This window comes from Rhodococcus mengyinensis (assembly GCF_048381435.1).
Lineage (GTDB): Bacteria > Actinomycetota > Actinomycetes > Mycobacteriales > Mycobacteriaceae > Rhodococcus_F > Rhodococcus_F opacus_D.
This window is the reverse complement of the sequence record NZ_JBLWIT010000125.1, coordinates 33890-49886: the sequence shown is the minus strand read 5'-3', so window position 1 is coordinate 49886 and position 15997 is coordinate 33890. Positions and strand designations below refer to the sequence as shown.

The window sequence follows — 15997 nt, the reverse complement described above, 5'->3', positions numbered from 1 at the left end:
AACCGTTCGCGGACCCACTCACAAAGTGCGACCGCAACCGTGTAACCAGGGAATCTTCCTAGGAGGACGCGAAGCACCCATGTCCAAAATCAAGGTTGAGGGCACCGTCGTCGAACTCGACGGCGACGAGATGACACGCATTATCTGGCAGTTCATCAAAGACAAACTGATCCATCCTTACCTGGATGTGAATCTCGAGTACTACGACCTCGGCATCGAACACCGGGACGAGACCGACGACCAGGTGACCGTCGACGCGGCCAACGCCATCAAGAAGCACGGCGTCGGCGTCAAGTGCGCGACCATCACCCCGGACGAGGCACGCGTCGAGGAGTTCGGTCTCAAGAAGATGTGGCGGTCGCCCAACGGCACCATCCGCAACATCCTCGGTGGGACGATCTTCCGCGCGCCGATCATCATCTCCAACGTTCCGCGACTGGTTCCGGGCTGGACCAAGCCGATCATCATCGGCCGTCACGCCTTCGGCGACCAGTACCGCGCCACCGACTTCAAGGTCCCCGGTCCCGGCAAGGTGATGATCACCTACACGCCCGAGGACGGCAGCGAGCCGATCGAGCACGAGCTGGTGAACTTCCCCGAGGGCGGCGGCGTCGTCCAGGGTCAGTACAACTTCACCAAGTCCATCGAGGACTTCGCGCGCGCCTCGCTCAACTACGGCCTGCAGCAGAACTACCCGGTGTACCTGTCGACCAAGAACACCATCCTCAAGGCGTACGACGGCGCGTTCAAGGACATCTTCCAGCACGTCTACGAGACCGAGTTCAAGTCGGAGTTCGACGCGGCAGGACTCACCTACGAGCACCGTCTCATCGACGACATGGTCGCGTCGGCGCTCAAGTGGGAGGGCGGCTACGTCTGGGCCTGCAAGAACTACGACGGCGACGTCCAGTCCGACACCGTCGCGCAGGGCTTCGGATCGCTCGGCCTCATGACCTCCGTGCTGCTGACCCCGGACGGACAGACGTGTGAGGCCGAGGCCGCACACGGCACCGTGACGCGTCACTTCCGTCAGCACCAGCAGGGCAAGCCGACGTCCACCAACCCCATCGCGTCGATCTTCGCGTGGACCCGTGGACTCGAGCACCGCGGCAAGCTGGACAACACCCCCGACGTCATCGGCTTCGCCCAGAAGCTCGAAGACGTGGTCATCAAGACCGTCGAGGGTGGCCAGATGACCAAGGACCTCGCGATGCTGGTCGGCGGCGACCAGGGCTACCTGACCACCGAGGAGTTCCTCGGTGCGCTGGACATCAACCTCCAGAAGGCCATCGCCGAGCAGTAGGCACCGAGCCACAGCGTTACGAGCGGGACGTCCCCTCACGGGGCGTCCCGTTCGGGGTTTCCGGGCCGGGTGAGTCATCTCACGGTCGCTCGCGGCGCGAAAAGCGGAATCCGGGGAAGAGAATTTCGATGTGGGTCGTTGCGCAACGAGGCGCCGTGCGCCGCGTAGCCGTCTCCCCGCCTAGTCGAAAGTTCTGCTGTGAGCACTTCCACCCCCGTCCGCCCCGAGCACCTCGGTGTCATCGCCCAACATCCGTCCGTCCGCAAGCTCGCCATGATCGCGCTCGCGCTCGGTGGCTTCGGGATCGGGACCACCGAGTTCGTGGCGATGGGGCTACTGCCCGAGATGGCGTCGAGTCTCGGGATCACCGAGCCGACGGCCGGGCACGTCATCTCGGCGTATGCGCTGGGTGTGGTCGTCGGCGCGCCACTCATCGCGGCGTTGACCGCGCGGGTGCCCCGTAAGACGCTGCTGATCGCGTTGATGGCGGCGTTCACGATCGGCAACGCCGCCACGGTGTTCGCGCCGAACTACGGCGTGCTGATGGCCGCGCGGTTCGTGGCGGGCCTGCCGCACGGCGCCTACTTCGGTGTCGCGGCCCTCGTGGCGGCGCACCTCGCGGACCGCGGCCAGCGAGCCAGGGCGGTCGCTCTCGTGATGATGGGACTGTCGGTGGCCAACGTCGTCGGCGTTCCCGTCGCGTCGTGGCTGGGCCAGACGCTCGGCTGGCGCAGCGCCTTCGCGCTCGTGGCCGTGATCGGTGTGGTGACACTGGGCGCGATCTGGTCGTGGGTGCCCGCGCTCGCCGCCATGCGGATGTCGAATCCCCTCACCGAACTCGGTGCCCTGCGCCGCGCGCAGGTGTGGATGACGCTGATCATCGGCATGGTCGGGTTCGGTGGCATGTTCGCCGTCTACACGTACATCAGCACGACGCTCACCGACGTCGCCGGCCTGTCGCGGTCGCTGGTGCCGCTGGCCCTGATGATCTACGGCCTGGGCATGGTCGCGGGCAATCTGATCGGCGGCCGACTCGCCGACCGGGCGCTGATTCCCGGCCTGTTCGTATCGATGACGGCGCTCGGGGTGTTGCTCGGCGTCTTCGTGATCGCCTCCCACAACCCGTACACGGCGCTGCTGCTGGTGTTCTTCGTCGGTGCGGCGGGTGCGTCGATGGTTCCCGGGTTGCAGACCCGGCTGATGGACGTCGCCGCGGACGCCCAGACCCTCGCCGCCTCGCTCAACCACGCGGCCCTCAACATCGCGAACGCGTTCGGGGCGTGGATCGGTGGTGTCGTGATCGCGGCCGGCTACGGCTACACGGCGCCCGCCGCGGTCGGTGCGCTGCTGGCCGTGGCGGGTCTCGTGGTCCTCACCGTGGCGGTCGCGATGGAACGCCGCAGCGCCCGTTCGTCTCGGTAGCCGCGCTGTCGTACGCGTCCGCTACGGTGCTTGCCGTGCCACACATCATCACCACCGTCAATGTCAACGGCGTTCGCGCCGCCGCCCGCAAGGGGCTCACCGAGTGGATCGAGCGCACAGAGGCCGACGTCGTGTGTCTGCAGGAGACGCGGGCGTCCGACGAGCAGCTCGCCGAGACGCTCGCGCCCGCTCTGGAGGGCGGATGGAACCTGGTGTCCGCGGAGCCGTCGTCGAAGGGACGCAACGGCGTCGCGATCCTGTCCCGGAAACCTGCCGACGCCTTCCGCGTCGGCCACGGTGACGACGAGTTCGCGACCGCGGGCCGCTACCTCGAGGCCGACTTCGACGACCTGACCGTCGCGAGCCTGTACCTGCCCTCCGGGGAGGCCCAGACACCGCGGCAGGAGGAGAAGGAGCGGTTCATGGACTCCTTCGCCCGGTACCTCACCGACACCGCAGCGGCCGCCGTCGCGGCAGGCAGGCACGTCGTGGTCTGCGGCGACTGGAACATCGCCCACGCCGAACTCGACCTGAAGAACTGGAAGACCAACAAGAAGAACTCCGGTTTCCTCCCGAACGAGCGGGAGTGGCTCGGCGCCCTGTTCGCCGAGGACGCGCACTGGACCGACGTGGTCCGGCACCTCAATCCCGACGTCGCCGGGCCGTACTCCTGGTGGTCGTACCGCGGGAAGGCGTTCGACAACGACTCCGGCTGGCGCATCGACTACCAGATCGCCACCCGGGAACTGGCTGAGCGGGCCAAGCAGGCCGTCGTCGAGCGCGCCGAAACCTACGACCAGCGGTGGTCAGATCACGCGCCGGTCACCGTCCAGTACCGGTGACGGCCGGTATCTGATTCGTGTCGTCACGGCGCACGTGAAAAGATCAGTACTCATGTCGACCCCTGCAGCTCAGAAACCCATCGCGAAACCGCGGGTGCTCTCCGGCATCCAGCCCACCGCCGACTCGTTCCACCTCGGCAACTTCCTGGGTGCTCTGCAGCAGTGGGTGCCTCTGCAGGACGACTTCGACGCGTTCTACTTCATCCCCGACCTTCACGCGATCACGGTGGCGCAGGACCCGAAGGAGCTGCGCCGTCGTACGAAGATCGCGGCGGCGCAGCTGCTGGCGCTCGGAATCGACCCCGACCGCGCCACGCTGTTCGTGCAGAGCCAGGTGCCCGAGCACGCGCAGCTGGCGTGGGTCCTCAACTGCATCACCGGTTTCGGTGAAGCGAGCCGGATGACGCAGTTCAAGGACAAGTCGGCCAAACAGGGCAGTGAGAACGCGAGCGTCGGCCTGTTCACGTATCCGGTGCTGATGGCTGCCGACATCCTGCTCTACCGTCCGCAGCGGGTCCCCGTCGGCGAGGACCAGCGTCAGCATCTCGAACTGTCCCGCGATCTCGCCCAGCGGTTCAACACCCGGTTCGGGAAGGCGTTCGTCATTCCCGAGGCCCAGATCATCAAGGGCACCGCCAAGATCTACGACCTGCAGGATCCGACGTCGAAGATGAGCAAGTCCGGTCCGAGCCCCGCCGGACTGATCAACCTTCTCGACGACCCCAAGGTGTCGGCGAAGAAGATCAAGTCCGCGGTCACCGACAACGAGCGGGAGATCCGCTACGACCCGCAGGCCAAGCCCGGTGTGAGCAACCTGCTCACCATCCAGTCCGCGCTGTCCGGGACTCCGGTCGAGACGTTGGTGGCCGGGTACGAGGGCAAGGGGTACGGCGACCTGAAAACCGATACGGCAGATGTCCTCGCCGAGTTCGTGACACCGTTGAAAGCGAAGGTGGAAGGGTACCTCTCGGACGAGGCAGAACTCGATCGGATCATCGCAGCCGGTGCTCACCGCGCCCGCGAGGTGTCGTCGCAGACTCTGGCGGCCGTGTACGAGAAGGTTGGGTTTCTGACACCGAAGGGATGAGCACTGTGGCTGACGAACCGAGTTTTCTCGACAGGCAGCGGGCAGCGCGCCCCTGGTTCGACCATCTGATGCGGGCCGCACAGCGGTACCAGCAGCAGAAGGGCGACTACTACGCGGCGGGGATCACGTATTTCAGTGTGCTCGCACTGATTCCGATCCTGATGGTCGCGTTCGCCATCGCCGGTTTCGTCCTCGCCGGGCAGCCGGAGTTGCTGCAGGAGCTGCAGGACAGCATCACCAAGAACGTTCCCGGAAGTCTGGGTGACACGCTCAACACGGTCATCGATTCGGCGATCGCGTCCCGTGCCAGCGTGGGTGTTCTCGGTCTGCTCGGTGCCGCGTACGCGGGACTCGGGTGGATGGCGAACCTGCGCGACGCGCTGACGGCGATGTGGGAGAGCCAGCGCGAGTCCAAGGGATTCGTCCGGACCAAGCTGGGCGACGCGGCCGCGCTGCTCGGGCTGGGTCTGGCGATGGTGGTCTCTCTCGGATCCTCCGCGCTGAGTAGCGGTCCCGTGGCCCGAACGGTGGTCGAGGTGCTGAACCTCGACGACGTTCCCGGGATCGACGCCGGGTTGCGCGCACTGTCGACCGTGGTGTCGCTTCTCGCGACGTGGGCGGTGTTCGCCTGGGTGATCGCCCGATTGCCCCGCGAACCCGTCACGTTCCGCAGTGCGCTCAAGGCGGCGTTGCTCGCGGCCGTGGTGTTCGAGATCTTCAAGCAGGTCGGTGCCATCTACCTCTCGGCGGTCACCGCGGGTCCCGCCGGTGTGGCGTTCGGTCCGATCATCGGTCTGCTCGTGTTCATCTACCTGACGTGCCGGATGCTGCTCTTCTCGACGGCGTGGGCCGCGACCACCCGCGCCAGCCTCGCGCTCGCCTTTGTGCCGCCGCCGGATCCGGCCGTCATCAACCCCCGGATCGAGGTGCACGAGGGGCCGGGTGTGCGTGGGGGACTTGCACTGGTGGGTGTGGGCGCCGCCGCGGCGCTCGGACTGTCCGGACTGTTGACCCGCAGCAAGCGCTGAGCCGGGCGCCGGTTTTCGTCAGCGCCTGCGGGACAGCCGACGCGCGCAGAGCACCAGCATGAGGACGACGGCCGCCCCCACGATCCCGACACCTGCCCGCAGGGCGAGTGTGTTGTCGGGGTGGTCGGAACCCGACGCGACGACGGAACTCGTCGCGGCGGCCGAATCCTGTTGCGGCGGTGCGGCAAGCACCGCGGCGGAACCGGTGTCGGCCGGATACAGGTCCTCGAGGGATCCCACCTGGGCGTCGCGGTCGAGGGCGAAACCGTAATCCAGCAGTCGTGCCGCCTGCTCCCACGGCCGGATCGGCTGGGCTTCGGCGCCCATCAACGTCACCATCAGGCGGCGACCGTCGTGATCGGCGCCGCCGACATAGGTGTGGCGGGCGTCGTCGGTGAACCCGGTCTTGCCGCCCAGTGCGCCGTCGTAGTTGTAGAGCAGCTGATTGTCGTTGGCCAGTGCGAACGGGGGCCGGTCCTGATCGTCCGGAATCGCCGGATCCTTCGGGAAACCCGGGAACTGCACCGTCTCGGTGGAGATCAGCTCCGCGAACGTCGGGTTCTTCATCGCGGTGTGGAAGATGAGCGCGAGGTCGAACGGGGAGCTGCTCATGCCGGGGCCGTCGAGCCCCGACGGGGTCGCGGTCCTCGTGTCGTGCGCGCCGAGGGTGTCGGCGAGGTGGTTCATCTTGTCGACCGTGGCGGCGTCGCCGCCGAGTTGCCGGGCGAGGAGGTGGGCGGCGTCGTTCCCCGAGGCCATCACCAGGCCCTGCATCAGCTGCCGGTTCGTGTACTGACCGTTCTTGCCGATCCCGACGGCGCTGCCCTCCACCGCGGCGTCCTCGGCGGTGGCGGTCACGGTCTTGTCGAGATCCAGTTCGCCCAGCGCCACGAGAGCCAGCAGTATCTTGATGGTGCTCGCGGGCCGGTAGCGGCCGTGCGGGTCCTTCGCCGCGAGCACGTCTCCGGTGTCGATGTCCGCGACCACCCAGCCGGACGCCGCGATGTCGGCGGGCAGCGCCGGCGCATCGTCGGGAAGGATCACCCCGCACTCGACCAGCTTCGGTCCGCCCACCGGCTCTTCGGGCACCGATACGGCGCTCGGTGTCGGATCACCCGGCTGGGGTACCTCCGACAGGTCGATCGCAGGCGCGGGGGCCGACCGGTTGGGGCAGTTGTCGGTGTTCGGGGTGGCGAACGGTGTGGAGGTGGGGGAGGAGGGCGCCGCGGGCGGAATCGCCCCGGCAGCACTCACCGAGAGTCCGGCCAGCAGGGTTCCGGACACGACCGCGGTACACACTCGACGCCACATCATCGAAGAGGCAGCGTATGCGACGACCGGTCGACTTCCGACAACGGACACGTGTCGACACGATTTCGTGACGTCCACGCGACCGTTCCGGAAGACGAACGTCGGATCAGATGAAACCCATGCCCCGGACGGCGTCGCGTTCGCATTCGAGTTCCGCGACCGACGCGTCGATCCGCTTCCGCGAGAAGTCGTCGATCTCCAGCCCGTCCACGATCTGCCACGACCCGTCGACCGAGCGAACCGGGAACGAGCTCACCAGTCCCTCCGGCACGCCGTAGGCGCCGGTGGAGGGCAGCGCCACGGACGTCCACTCGTCCTCGGGGGTGCCGAGCGCCCAGTCGTGGACGTGATCGATCGCGGCGTTGGCGGCGGAGGCCGCGGAGGATGCGCCGCGAGCCTCGATGATCGCGCTGCCACGGTTCGCGACCGTGGGAATGAAGTCGCGGGTAAGCCATTCGCGGTCGGCGGCGAACTCGGCACCGGACCGGTCACCGACCCGCGCATGGAAGATGTCGGGGTACTGGGTGCTGGAGTGGTTGCCCCAGATCGCGACGCGGCTGATGTCCTTCACCGCGGCGCCCGAGTGCCGTGCCAACTGGGCGATCGCGCGGTTGTGGTCGAGCCGGGTCAACGCCGTGAACCGCTCCGCCGGGATGTCGGGGGCGTTGTTCGCGGCGACCAGCGCGTTGGTGTTCGCCGGGTTGCCCACGACCAGCACCCGGACTCCGTCCGCGGCAACCTGGTTGAGCGCGCGACCCTGCACGGTGAAGATCTGCCCGTTCGCGGCCAGGAGGTCGCCACGCTCCATGCCCTTGGACCGGGGACGCGATCCGATGAGGAGCGCCACGTCGGTGCCGTCGAAGCCCCGCTTCGGGTCGTCGTGGACCTCGATGTCGCGGAGCAGAGGGAAGGCGCTGTCGTCGAGCTCCATCGCGGTGCCCTCGGCGGCGGACACTGCCGACGGAATCTCCAAGAGCCGCAGCCGGATCGGGATGTCGGGCCCGAGCATCTCGCCCGCGGCGATCCGGAACAGCGCCGCGTAGCCGATGCTGCCTGCCGCTCCGGTGACCGTGACCACTGCGGGAGTGGGCGACTGCGCCATGGGTGAACCTCACTGTCCGTCGGGAGCATCTGTTCTCGACAGTAGCGCGGAGATGTCACCGTGGGACCGCTCGGACAGTGAGGTCGGACACGACGCAGGGCGCCCCCGACCGGTGCGGTCGGGGGCGCCCTGGAACGTGCTCGGCAGACCTGGGGTCAGCGTGCGAACAGCAGCGCGCGCTTGACTTCCTGGATCGCCTTCGTCACCTGGATGCCACGGGGGCACGCGTCGGTGCAGTTGAACGTGGTCCGGCAACGCCAGACGCCGTCCTTGTCGTTGAGGATGTCGAGACGCTCCGACGCACCCTCGTCACGGCTGTCGAAGATGAAGCGGTGAGCGTTGACGATGGCGGCCGGACCGAAGTAGCTGCCGTCGCTCCAGTACACCGGGCACGACGTGGTGCAGCAGGCACACAGGATGCACTTGGTGGTGTCGTCGAAACGTGCCCGGTCGTGCTGCGACTGGATGCGCTCACGGGTGGGCTCGTTGCCGGTGGTGATGAGGAACGGCTTCACGGCGCGGAACGCGTCGAAGAAGGGCTCCATGTCGACGACGAGGTCCTTCTCCACCGGCAGGCCCTTGATGGGCTCGACGGTGATCGTGACCGGCTTGCCGTCCTTGGGCAGCATGTCCTTCATGAGGAGCTTGCAGGCCAGACGGTTGACGCCGTTGATCCGCATCGCGTCCGAACCGCACACGCCGTGGGCGCAACTGCGACGGAACGTGAGGGTGCCGTCGAGGTAGCCCTTCACGTACAGGAGCAGGTTCAGCATGCGGTCCGTCGGCAGAGCCGGAACCTGGAAGCTGTCCCAGTGCTGGCCCTCGCCGGACTCCGGGTTCATCCGCGCGATCTTGAGGGTGACCATGACGGCGCCCTCGGGAACGGGAGGGAGATCCGCCTTGTTCTCGCTCTTGTCGACTGCAGGTGCGCTCATCAGTACTTACGCTCCATCGGCTCGTAACGGGTCTGGACTACCGGCTTGTAGTCGAGACGGATGTCGGAGAGCAGGCCGTCGCCCTCCTTGTATGCCATCGTGTGCTTCATGTACTCGGCGTCGTTGCGGTCCGGGTAGTCCTCACGGGCGTGGCCGCCGCGCGATTCCTTGCGGTTCAGCGCGCCGACGACGGTGACCTCCGCCATCTCGAGGAGGAAGCCGAGCTCGACGGCCTCGAGCAGGTCGCTGTTGTAGCGCTTGCCCTTGTCCTGCACCGTGATGTGGTTGTAGCGCTCCTTGAGGGCGCGCACGTCCTTGAGCGCCTGGGTGAGGCGCTCTTCGGTACGGAACACCGAGGCGTTGTTGTCCATCGACTGCTGCAGCTCGCTGCGGATGTCCGCGACACGCTCGTGACCGTGGTCGGAGAGGATGGTGGCCATCCAGTCGTCGACCATCTTCTCGGGCGCCTCGGGCATGTCGACGAACTCGCTGTTGTTGGCGTGCTCGGCGGCGGCGATGCCGGCGCGGCGTCCGAAGACGTTGATGTCGAGCAGCGAATTGGTGCCGAGACGGTTCGCGCCGTGGACGGAGACGCAGGCGCACTCGCCGGCGGCGTACAGGCCCTGGACGATCTCGTCGTTGTTGCGCAGGACCTCACCGTTGATCCGGGTGGGGATGCCGCCCATGACGTAGTGGCAGGTGGGGTACACCGGCACCGGTTCCTTGACCGGGTCCACACCGAGGTAGGTGCGGGAGAACTCCATGATGTCGGGGAGCTTCTCGTCGAGGACTTCCTCGGGGATGTGGGTCACGTCGATGTAGACGTAATCCTTGTTCGGTCCCGCGCCGCGTCCCTCGAGGACCTCGAGGACCATCGACCGCGCGACGATGTCACGGGGTGCGAGGTCCTTGATGGTGGGGGCGTAGCGCTCCATGAACCGTTCGCCGTCGGCGTTGCGGAGGATGCCGCCCTCACCGCGCACGGCCTCGGAGATGAGGATGCCGAGCCCGGCCAGGCCTGTGGGGTGGAACTGGTGGAATTCCATGTCCTCCAGCGGAAGGCCCTTGCGGAAGATGATGCCCATGCCGTCACCGGTGAGGGTGTGCGCGTTGGACGTCGTCTTGTACATGCGTCCCGAGCCGCCGGTGGCGAACACGATGGACTTCGCGTGGAAGACGTGGATCTCGCCGGTGGCCAGCTCGTAGGCGATGACGCCGGTGGCGACGGGGCCGTTCTCCGTCTCTGTGATCGCGATGTCGAGGGCGTAGAACTCGTTGAAGAACTCGACGTCGTGCTTGACGCAGTTCTGGTAGAGCGTCTGCAGGATCATGTGACCGGTGCGGTCCGCGGCATAACATGCGCGGCGCACGGGGGCCTTACCGTGATCGCGGGTGTGACCACCGAAACGACGCTGGTCGATCTTGCCCTCGGGCGTGCGGTTGAACGGCAGACCCATCTTCTCGAGGTCGAGCACCGCGTCGATGGCCTCCTTGGCCATGATCTCGACGGCGTCCTGGTCGGCGAGGTAGTCGCCGCCCTTGACCGTGTCGAAGGTGTGCCACTCCCAGTTGTCTTCCTCCACGTTCGCCAGCGCGGCGCACATGCCGCCCTGGGCCGCGCCGGTGTGGCTGCGGGTGGGGTAGAGCTTGGTCAGTACCGCGGTGCGGGCGCGGGGACCGGCCTCGATCGCTGCGCGCATGCCGGCGCCGCCGGCGCCGACGATGACCACGTCATAACGGTGTTCCTGCATGAAGTCTGTGCTCCCCTAGCTCGCCGAGATATTGGGGTCGAAGGTGAAGATGACGTACGTGCCGAGGCCCATGATCAGGATCATCGAGAGAACGAGGATCGTGGTCAGCCAGAAGCGCGTGGAGTCCTTGCGGGAGTAGTCCGCGATGACCGTGCGGAGTCCGTTTCCGCCGTGCAGCTGGGCAAGCCACAGCATGGTGAGGTCCCAGAACTGCCAGAACGGGCTGGACCAGCGGCCTGCGACGAACGCGAAGTTGATGCGGTGCACACCGTCGTCGAGCATCAGCATGATGAAGAGGTGGCCGAGCACGAGGAAGATCAGTGCGAGTCCGGAGAACCGCATGAACAGCCAGGCGTACAGCTCGAAGTTGTTCTTCGAGGTCCGGCGCGGAGAGCGCGGGTTGTCCAGGCTGGCGGGACGGTCGTAGGTCTTGCCGAGACTCTTGGCTTCTGTCGTCATGTCAGTGCCCCGCAAACATGTTGTAGAAGATGCGGCCTGCGCCCGGGATCATCACCAGGAACCAGATCGCGAGGATTACCCAGAGCATCAGGCGCTGGTACTGCGGTCCCTTGGACCAGAAGTCCACCAGCATCACCCGGACACCGTTCAGTGCGTGGTACAGCACCGCGGCGACGAGCGCGAGCTCCATGAGCCCGACGATCGGGTTCTTGTAGGTCTCGATGACACTGTCGTACGTGTCGGGATTCACGCGCACCAGCGCGGTATCCAGCACGTGCACGAATAGGAAGAAGAACGTCATTACGCCTGTGATCCGGTGCAAAACCCAGGACCACATTCCGGGGTCGCCCCGGTAAAGCGACCGTGTGCGCTCCTTGGCCGGAGCGGCTTCAGTCGTAGTACTCATCGAGTGCTGTGCCTCCAACGTCATTGGTGGACGTGTCGAGTCTGCGCAGCGTTGCGGACATACCACAACTGGGGACCCGACGTGATCCTGAACCGACTTCTCTGAACTCTAAACCCAACGGAAACGGGGGAACTAATTCGAGTCGGGGTTCGTACGGCCCTTTCAAATGAAGTTAGGTTTGCCTCTCCAATGCGGATCGGGCCGTACCGGGCGAATCTCTGCATCCATTCAGCCCACGTGATTGGATGGGGAACCATGGTCGAGATCGATTGGAAACTGTTGCGCGCCAACGCGCATGAGGTGATGGGCCAAGCCTATGCGCCCTACTCCGGGTTCGCGGTGGGGGCGGCGGCACTGGTGGACGATGGACGAATCGTCGTCGGATGCAATGTGGAAAATGTCTCATACGGTTTGGGGCTCTGCGCCGAGTGCGTACTGGTCGGTAACTTATTTGCGGGCGGCGGCGGGCGATTAATCGCCTTCACCTGCTGTGACGCGAGTGGCGACATACTCATGCCGTGCGGACGCTGCCGGCAGATTCTCTTCGAGCACGGCGGCCCCGGACTGCTCGTCGACCACCGGGCCGGCGTGCGCCCATTGGAACAGCTGCTGCCGGACGCTTTCGGTCCGGAGGAGAAGGGGAGAATCAGCCATGCATGACGCTTCGTCGATCATCGCCGCCAAGCGCGACGGCAGGGAACTGTCCGGTGCAGAGATCGACTGGGTGGTCGAGGCATTCACCCGGGGGGTCGTGGCCGACGAGCAGATGTCGGCGCTGGCCATGGCGATCTACTTCCGCGGGATGACGCGCGAGGAGGTGAGCCGCTGGACCACGGCGATGATCTCGTCCGGTCGACGCCTCGACTTCACCCACCTCGGCCGCCCCACCGTGGACAAGCACTCGACGGGTGGTGTGGGCGACAAGATCACGCTCCCGCTCGCACCGCTGGTCGCGGCATGCGGCGCCGCGGTGCCGCAACTGTCGGGACGCGGGCTCGGTCACACCGGCGGAACCCTCGACAAGCTCGAGTCGATCCCTGGCTGGCGCGCCGACCTCGACACCTCCGAGATGGCCGAGATCCTGTCCGACCCCGCCGTCGGAGCCGTCGTCTGCGCCGCCGGCGCAGACCTGGCGCCGGCGGACCGGCGGTTGTACGCGCTCCGCGACGTCACCGGGACGGTCGAATCGATCCCCCTGATCGCCAGCTCGATCATGAGCAAGAAGATCGCCGAGGGCACCGGCGCGCTCGTGCTCGACGTCAAGGTCGGGTCGGGCGCGTTCATGAAGAAGCTCGACGACGCGCGGGAGCTCGCCCAGACGATGGTCGACCTCGGGAACGACGCCGGAGTGCGGACGATGGCGTTGCTCACGGCGATGGACGCGCCCCTCGGCCACACCGCGGGCAACGCACTCGAGGTCCGGGAATCGCTGGAGGTGCTGGCTGGAGGCGGCCCATCCGACGTCGTGGAACTGACGCTCGAGCTCGCGCGAGAAATGTTGAAGGCGGCCGGAATCGACGGAGTCGACCCCGCCGACAAACTGCGCGACGGGTCCGCCATGGACCGCTGGCGGAGGATGATCGCCGCCCAGGGCGGCGACCCCGACGCGCCGCTGCCGACGGCCCGGCACACCGAGGTGCTGCTCTCCGAGTCGGACGGCGTGGTGTGCGGTCTCGACGCCATGGCGGTCGGGCTCGCCGCATGGCGGCTCGGCGCCGGTCGGGCGCGACAGGGCGAGCCGGTGCAGGCGGGTGCGGGCATCGAGTTGCACGCGAAACCGGGGGAGACGGTGTCGGTGGGCACCCCGCTCGTCACGCTGCACACCGACACGCCCGAACGGTTCGCCGCGGCGAAAGCCGCACTTTCCGAAGCCTGGACCGTCATGGCCGACGCGCCGTCGGTGACCACGCCGCTCGTCATCGAGCGGATAGAGGATCCCTCACGCTAACGTCGACGCATGACCGCACTGGATCTGTCGGCCCTGCGCCGAGCGCCGAAGGTGTTGCTGCACGACCATCTCGACGGAGGTCTCCGGCCCGAGACGGTTCTCGAACTCGCCCGCGACTGCGGCTACGACGCGCTGCCCGCCGACACCGCGCCCGCGCTGGCCACGTGGTTTCGGGAGGCCGCCGACAGCGGTTCGCTCGAGAGATACCTCGAGACGTTCGCCCACACGGTCGCGGTCATGCAGACACCCGTCGGGCTCGAACGCGTCGCCCGTGAATGCGCCGAGGACCTCGCCGACGACGGAGTGGTCTACGCCGAGGTCAGGTTCGCCCCGGAGCAGCACCTCGAGGAGGGGCTGACCCTGGACGAGGTGGTGGAAAAGGTCCTGCTGGGATTCGAGGCAGGGGAGTCGGCGGCGGAGGTGCGCGGCCAGAACATTCGGATCGGCGTACTGCTCACCGCGATGCGGCACGCGGCGCGGTCCCGGGAGATCGCGGAACTGGCGATCCGGTTCCGGGACCGCGGCGTCGTCGGCTTCGACATCGCCGGTGCCGAGGCCGGGAATCCGCCCAGCCGCCACCTCGACGCCTTCGAGTACATGCGGGGCAGCAATGCGCATTTCACCATTCACGCGGGTGAGGCGTTCGGTCTGCCGTCCATCCACGAGGCCATCGCGTTCTGTGGCACGGACCGCCTCGGCCACGGGGTCCGGATCACCGACGACATCACGATCGGCGACGACGGCGTCCCGGTGCTGGGCGCGCTCGCGAACTATGTGCGGGACAAGAGGATTCCCCTGGAACTGTGTCCCAGTTCCAATGTTCAAACCGGGGCCGTGGACGCGCTCGAGAATCATCCGTTCGACCTGCTCGCCCGGCTGCGGTTCCGGGTGACCGTCAACACCGACAACCGGCTGATGAGCGACACCAGCATGAGCCAGGAGATGCTCCGCCTCGTCGAGACGTTCGGTTACGGCTGGACGGATCTCGAGCGCTACACCATCAACGCCATGAAATCGGCCTTCATCCCGTTCGATCAGCGGTTGCAGCTGATCGACGAGGTGATCAAGCCGGGATTCGCCGTGCTGGTGGGCTGAGCGGCCCGAGGGCGGGCGCTCAGACCTTCCGCAGGCGGGCCTCGAACTCCCGCTCGAGCGTCCGCCACGCCTCGGCCTCGGCGTCGAACGGTGCGCTGGGCGCCATCCGCGTCGGATCCGGGTTGAGGACGAACGAGACGTACCAGCCCAGGGGCTCGGACGTCGCGAGTGCGGTCTCCACCGAATCGTCATCGGCGAAATCGGCTGCATCGGTGAACAATTCGACGGCAAGGTCGAGCTGGTCCGCGTCGACGGACTCCGGACCGGCGGCCAGGTCGTCGGCGAGACCGGGGAGGACGTACACGTTCTCGTCGGTGACCTCGACCTCGAGCGAGCCGTCGACGGCCGCCACCCGGATCTCCTCGTACGTGCTCACCTGCGCGAGGGCGTGCTCGTGGTTGTCGGCGAGGTAGCGGGCCAGCGCGCGTTCGGACGTGAAGACGAAGATCGCGCCGTCACGCCCGAGGAAGAGCGCGTCGTCGTCGAGGTAGCAGCGGAGCGTGAAGTAGGTCTCCCCGGACGTGATGATCTTGACGGGATCGACACCCACCGCACCCCAGAACGAGTCGTCCTCGTCCTCGTCCTCGGTGTCGAGATCGAGCGCGACGAACTCCTCGTCTTCCTCCGCCTCTTCGGCCACGTCGTCCACGTCGACGGTGTTCTCGTCGGCGGCCACCAGTTCGGCCTCGGCGACGGCTACCGCCTCGGCATCCACCTCGGGGGTGGCGACGATGTTGTCGACGGCGTCGAGGACGTCATCCCAGCCCTTCGCGATGGCGGTGCCGATCTGGGCCCACAGCTCCTCGCCCTCGCGGCCCTCGAATGCGCTGGCGCCTGCGGGCAGCGCGCCGAGGATGGGGTTCGCGTTGAAGAATTTGGTGACCGCGTCCAGTTCGCAGACCTCACCGATGTTGCGCACCATGTTGAGCGTGTCTTCGAGTTCGCTCACGACGAGAGCCTCGGGGTCACTCGCCGCCAGCTCCGGCACCCCGATCAGATCGAAGCAGAAGTTCTCGTCGGGTTCGAGTTCGGCGGCGGACAGCCCGGACACCACACTCCAGGCGGGGTGCTCGACGAGATCGTTGTCGGTGTTCGTGCGGATGAAGGCAGCGAGTTCTGCCACTGATTCGAACCCGTACAGGTCTTCCTCGTGACCAAGGAATGCTTCCCACTCGTCGTCGCCCTCACGCCACCGTGGTGCCCACAGTGTCACGAGGTCGCCGTCGGTGAGACCGAGTTCGATCGGGACGATGTCTCCAGCCATGGCGCGAAGCCTATCGACCCCGCGGCCAAAGTTATACCCGGGCT

General features: G+C 66.8%; 15 protein-coding genes. 8 read left to right on the top strand and 7 right to left on the bottom strand.

Annotated features, from left to right (window positions below):
• The first annotated feature begins 79 nt into the window (after positions 1-79).
• The 5 genes from ACNJ7E_RS28615 to yhjD all read left to right on the top strand — a co-directional run bounded on the left by ACNJ7E_RS28615 (position 80) and on the right by yhjD (position 5682).
• Entirely contained in the window at positions 80-1303 is a 1224-nt protein-coding gene (locus ACNJ7E_RS28615; RefSeq protein ID WP_418341573.1) for an NADP-dependent isocitrate dehydrogenase, read from the top strand.
• 198 nt (positions 1304-1501) lie between these two features.
• Positions 1502-2725, top strand: a complete 1224-nt coding sequence (locus tag ACNJ7E_RS28610) for an MFS transporter (RefSeq protein WP_280782696.1) — start codon at positions 1502-1504, stop codon at positions 2723-2725.
• A gap of 35 nt (positions 2726-2760) precedes the next feature.
• On the top strand, positions 2761-3567 hold the full coding sequence (locus ACNJ7E_RS28605) for an exodeoxyribonuclease III (protein WP_418341572.1): 807 nt from the start codon (positions 2761-2763) through the stop codon (positions 3565-3567).
• A gap of 52 nt (positions 3568-3619) precedes the next feature.
• On the top strand, positions 3620-4654 hold the full coding sequence (gene trpS / locus ACNJ7E_RS28600; RefSeq protein ID WP_280782697.1) for a tryptophan--tRNA ligase: 1035 nt from the start codon (positions 3620-3622) through the stop codon (positions 4652-4654).
• A gap of 5 nt (positions 4655-4659) precedes the next feature.
• Positions 4660-5682 carry an inner membrane protein YhjD gene (yhjD, locus tag ACNJ7E_RS28595; protein ID WP_280782698.1) on the top strand — a complete coding sequence of 341 codons (1023 nt, stop codon included), beginning with the start codon at positions 4660-4662 and terminating at the stop codon, positions 5680-5682.
• 18 nt (positions 5683-5700) lie between these two features.
• Here yhjD and ACNJ7E_RS28590 read toward each other — a convergent pair whose 3' ends face one another.
• The 6 genes from ACNJ7E_RS28590 to sdhC form a co-directional block, all read right to left on the bottom strand.
• A complete protein-coding gene (locus ACNJ7E_RS28590) occupies positions 5701-6981 on the bottom strand; it encodes a D-alanyl-D-alanine carboxypeptidase family protein (protein WP_418341589.1) in 1281 nt (426 codons plus the stop codon).
• A gap of 118 nt (positions 6982-7099) precedes the next feature.
• Positions 7100-8095, bottom strand: a complete 996-nt coding sequence (locus tag ACNJ7E_RS28585) for a malate dehydrogenase (RefSeq protein WP_418341571.1) — start codon at positions 8093-8095, stop codon at positions 7100-7102.
• A gap of 155 nt (positions 8096-8250) precedes the next feature.
• A complete protein-coding gene (locus ACNJ7E_RS28580; RefSeq protein ID WP_141475391.1) occupies positions 8251-9030 on the bottom strand; it encodes a succinate dehydrogenase iron-sulfur subunit in 780 nt (259 codons plus the stop codon).
• Entirely contained in the window at positions 9030-10781 is a 1752-nt protein-coding gene (gene sdhA / locus ACNJ7E_RS28575; protein WP_005256984.1) for a succinate dehydrogenase flavoprotein subunit, read from the bottom strand. Before sdhA ends, ACNJ7E_RS28580 begins: the two co-directional genes overlap by 1 nt.
• 15 nt (positions 10782-10796) lie before the next feature.
• Positions 10797-11240 (bottom strand): succinate dehydrogenase hydrophobic membrane anchor subunit, encoded by a 444-nt coding sequence (locus tag ACNJ7E_RS28570; protein WP_005239887.1) that lies wholly within the window; start codon positions 11238-11240, stop codon positions 10797-10799.
• Position 11241: 1 nt separating this feature from the next.
• A complete protein-coding gene (gene sdhC, locus ACNJ7E_RS28565; RefSeq protein WP_005239889.1) occupies positions 11242-11646 on the bottom strand; it encodes a succinate dehydrogenase, cytochrome b556 subunit in 405 nt (134 codons plus the stop codon).
• A 255-nt stretch (positions 11647-11901) separates the two neighbouring features.
• Here sdhC and ACNJ7E_RS28560 point away from each other — a divergent pair, with 255 nt between their 5' ends.
• Genes ACNJ7E_RS28560 through ACNJ7E_RS28550 form a run of 3 tightly spaced genes read left to right on the top strand, consistent with a single transcriptional unit; the run spans position 11902 to position 14689 of the window.
• Complete coding sequence (locus ACNJ7E_RS28560) at positions 11902-12306, top strand: cytidine deaminase (protein WP_280782700.1); 405 nt, start codon at positions 11902-11904, stop codon at positions 12304-12306.
• Entirely contained in the window at positions 12299-13594 is a 1296-nt protein-coding gene (locus ACNJ7E_RS28555; protein WP_283333031.1) for a thymidine phosphorylase, read from the top strand. The genes ACNJ7E_RS28560 and ACNJ7E_RS28555 overlap by 8 nt, the downstream gene beginning before the upstream one ends.
• A 9-nt stretch (positions 13595-13603) precedes the next feature.
• Positions 13604-14689: an adenosine deaminase gene (locus tag ACNJ7E_RS28550; RefSeq protein WP_280782702.1), complete on the top strand. Its 1086-nt coding sequence runs from the start codon at positions 13604-13606 to the stop codon at positions 14687-14689.
• Between the two features lie 19 nt (positions 14690-14708).
• Here ACNJ7E_RS28550 and ACNJ7E_RS28545 read toward each other — a convergent pair whose 3' ends face one another.
• A complete protein-coding gene (locus tag ACNJ7E_RS28545; RefSeq protein ID WP_418341570.1) occupies positions 14709-15953 on the bottom strand; it encodes a primosomal protein in 1245 nt (414 codons plus the stop codon).
• Positions 15954-15997 lie beyond the last annotated feature (44 nt).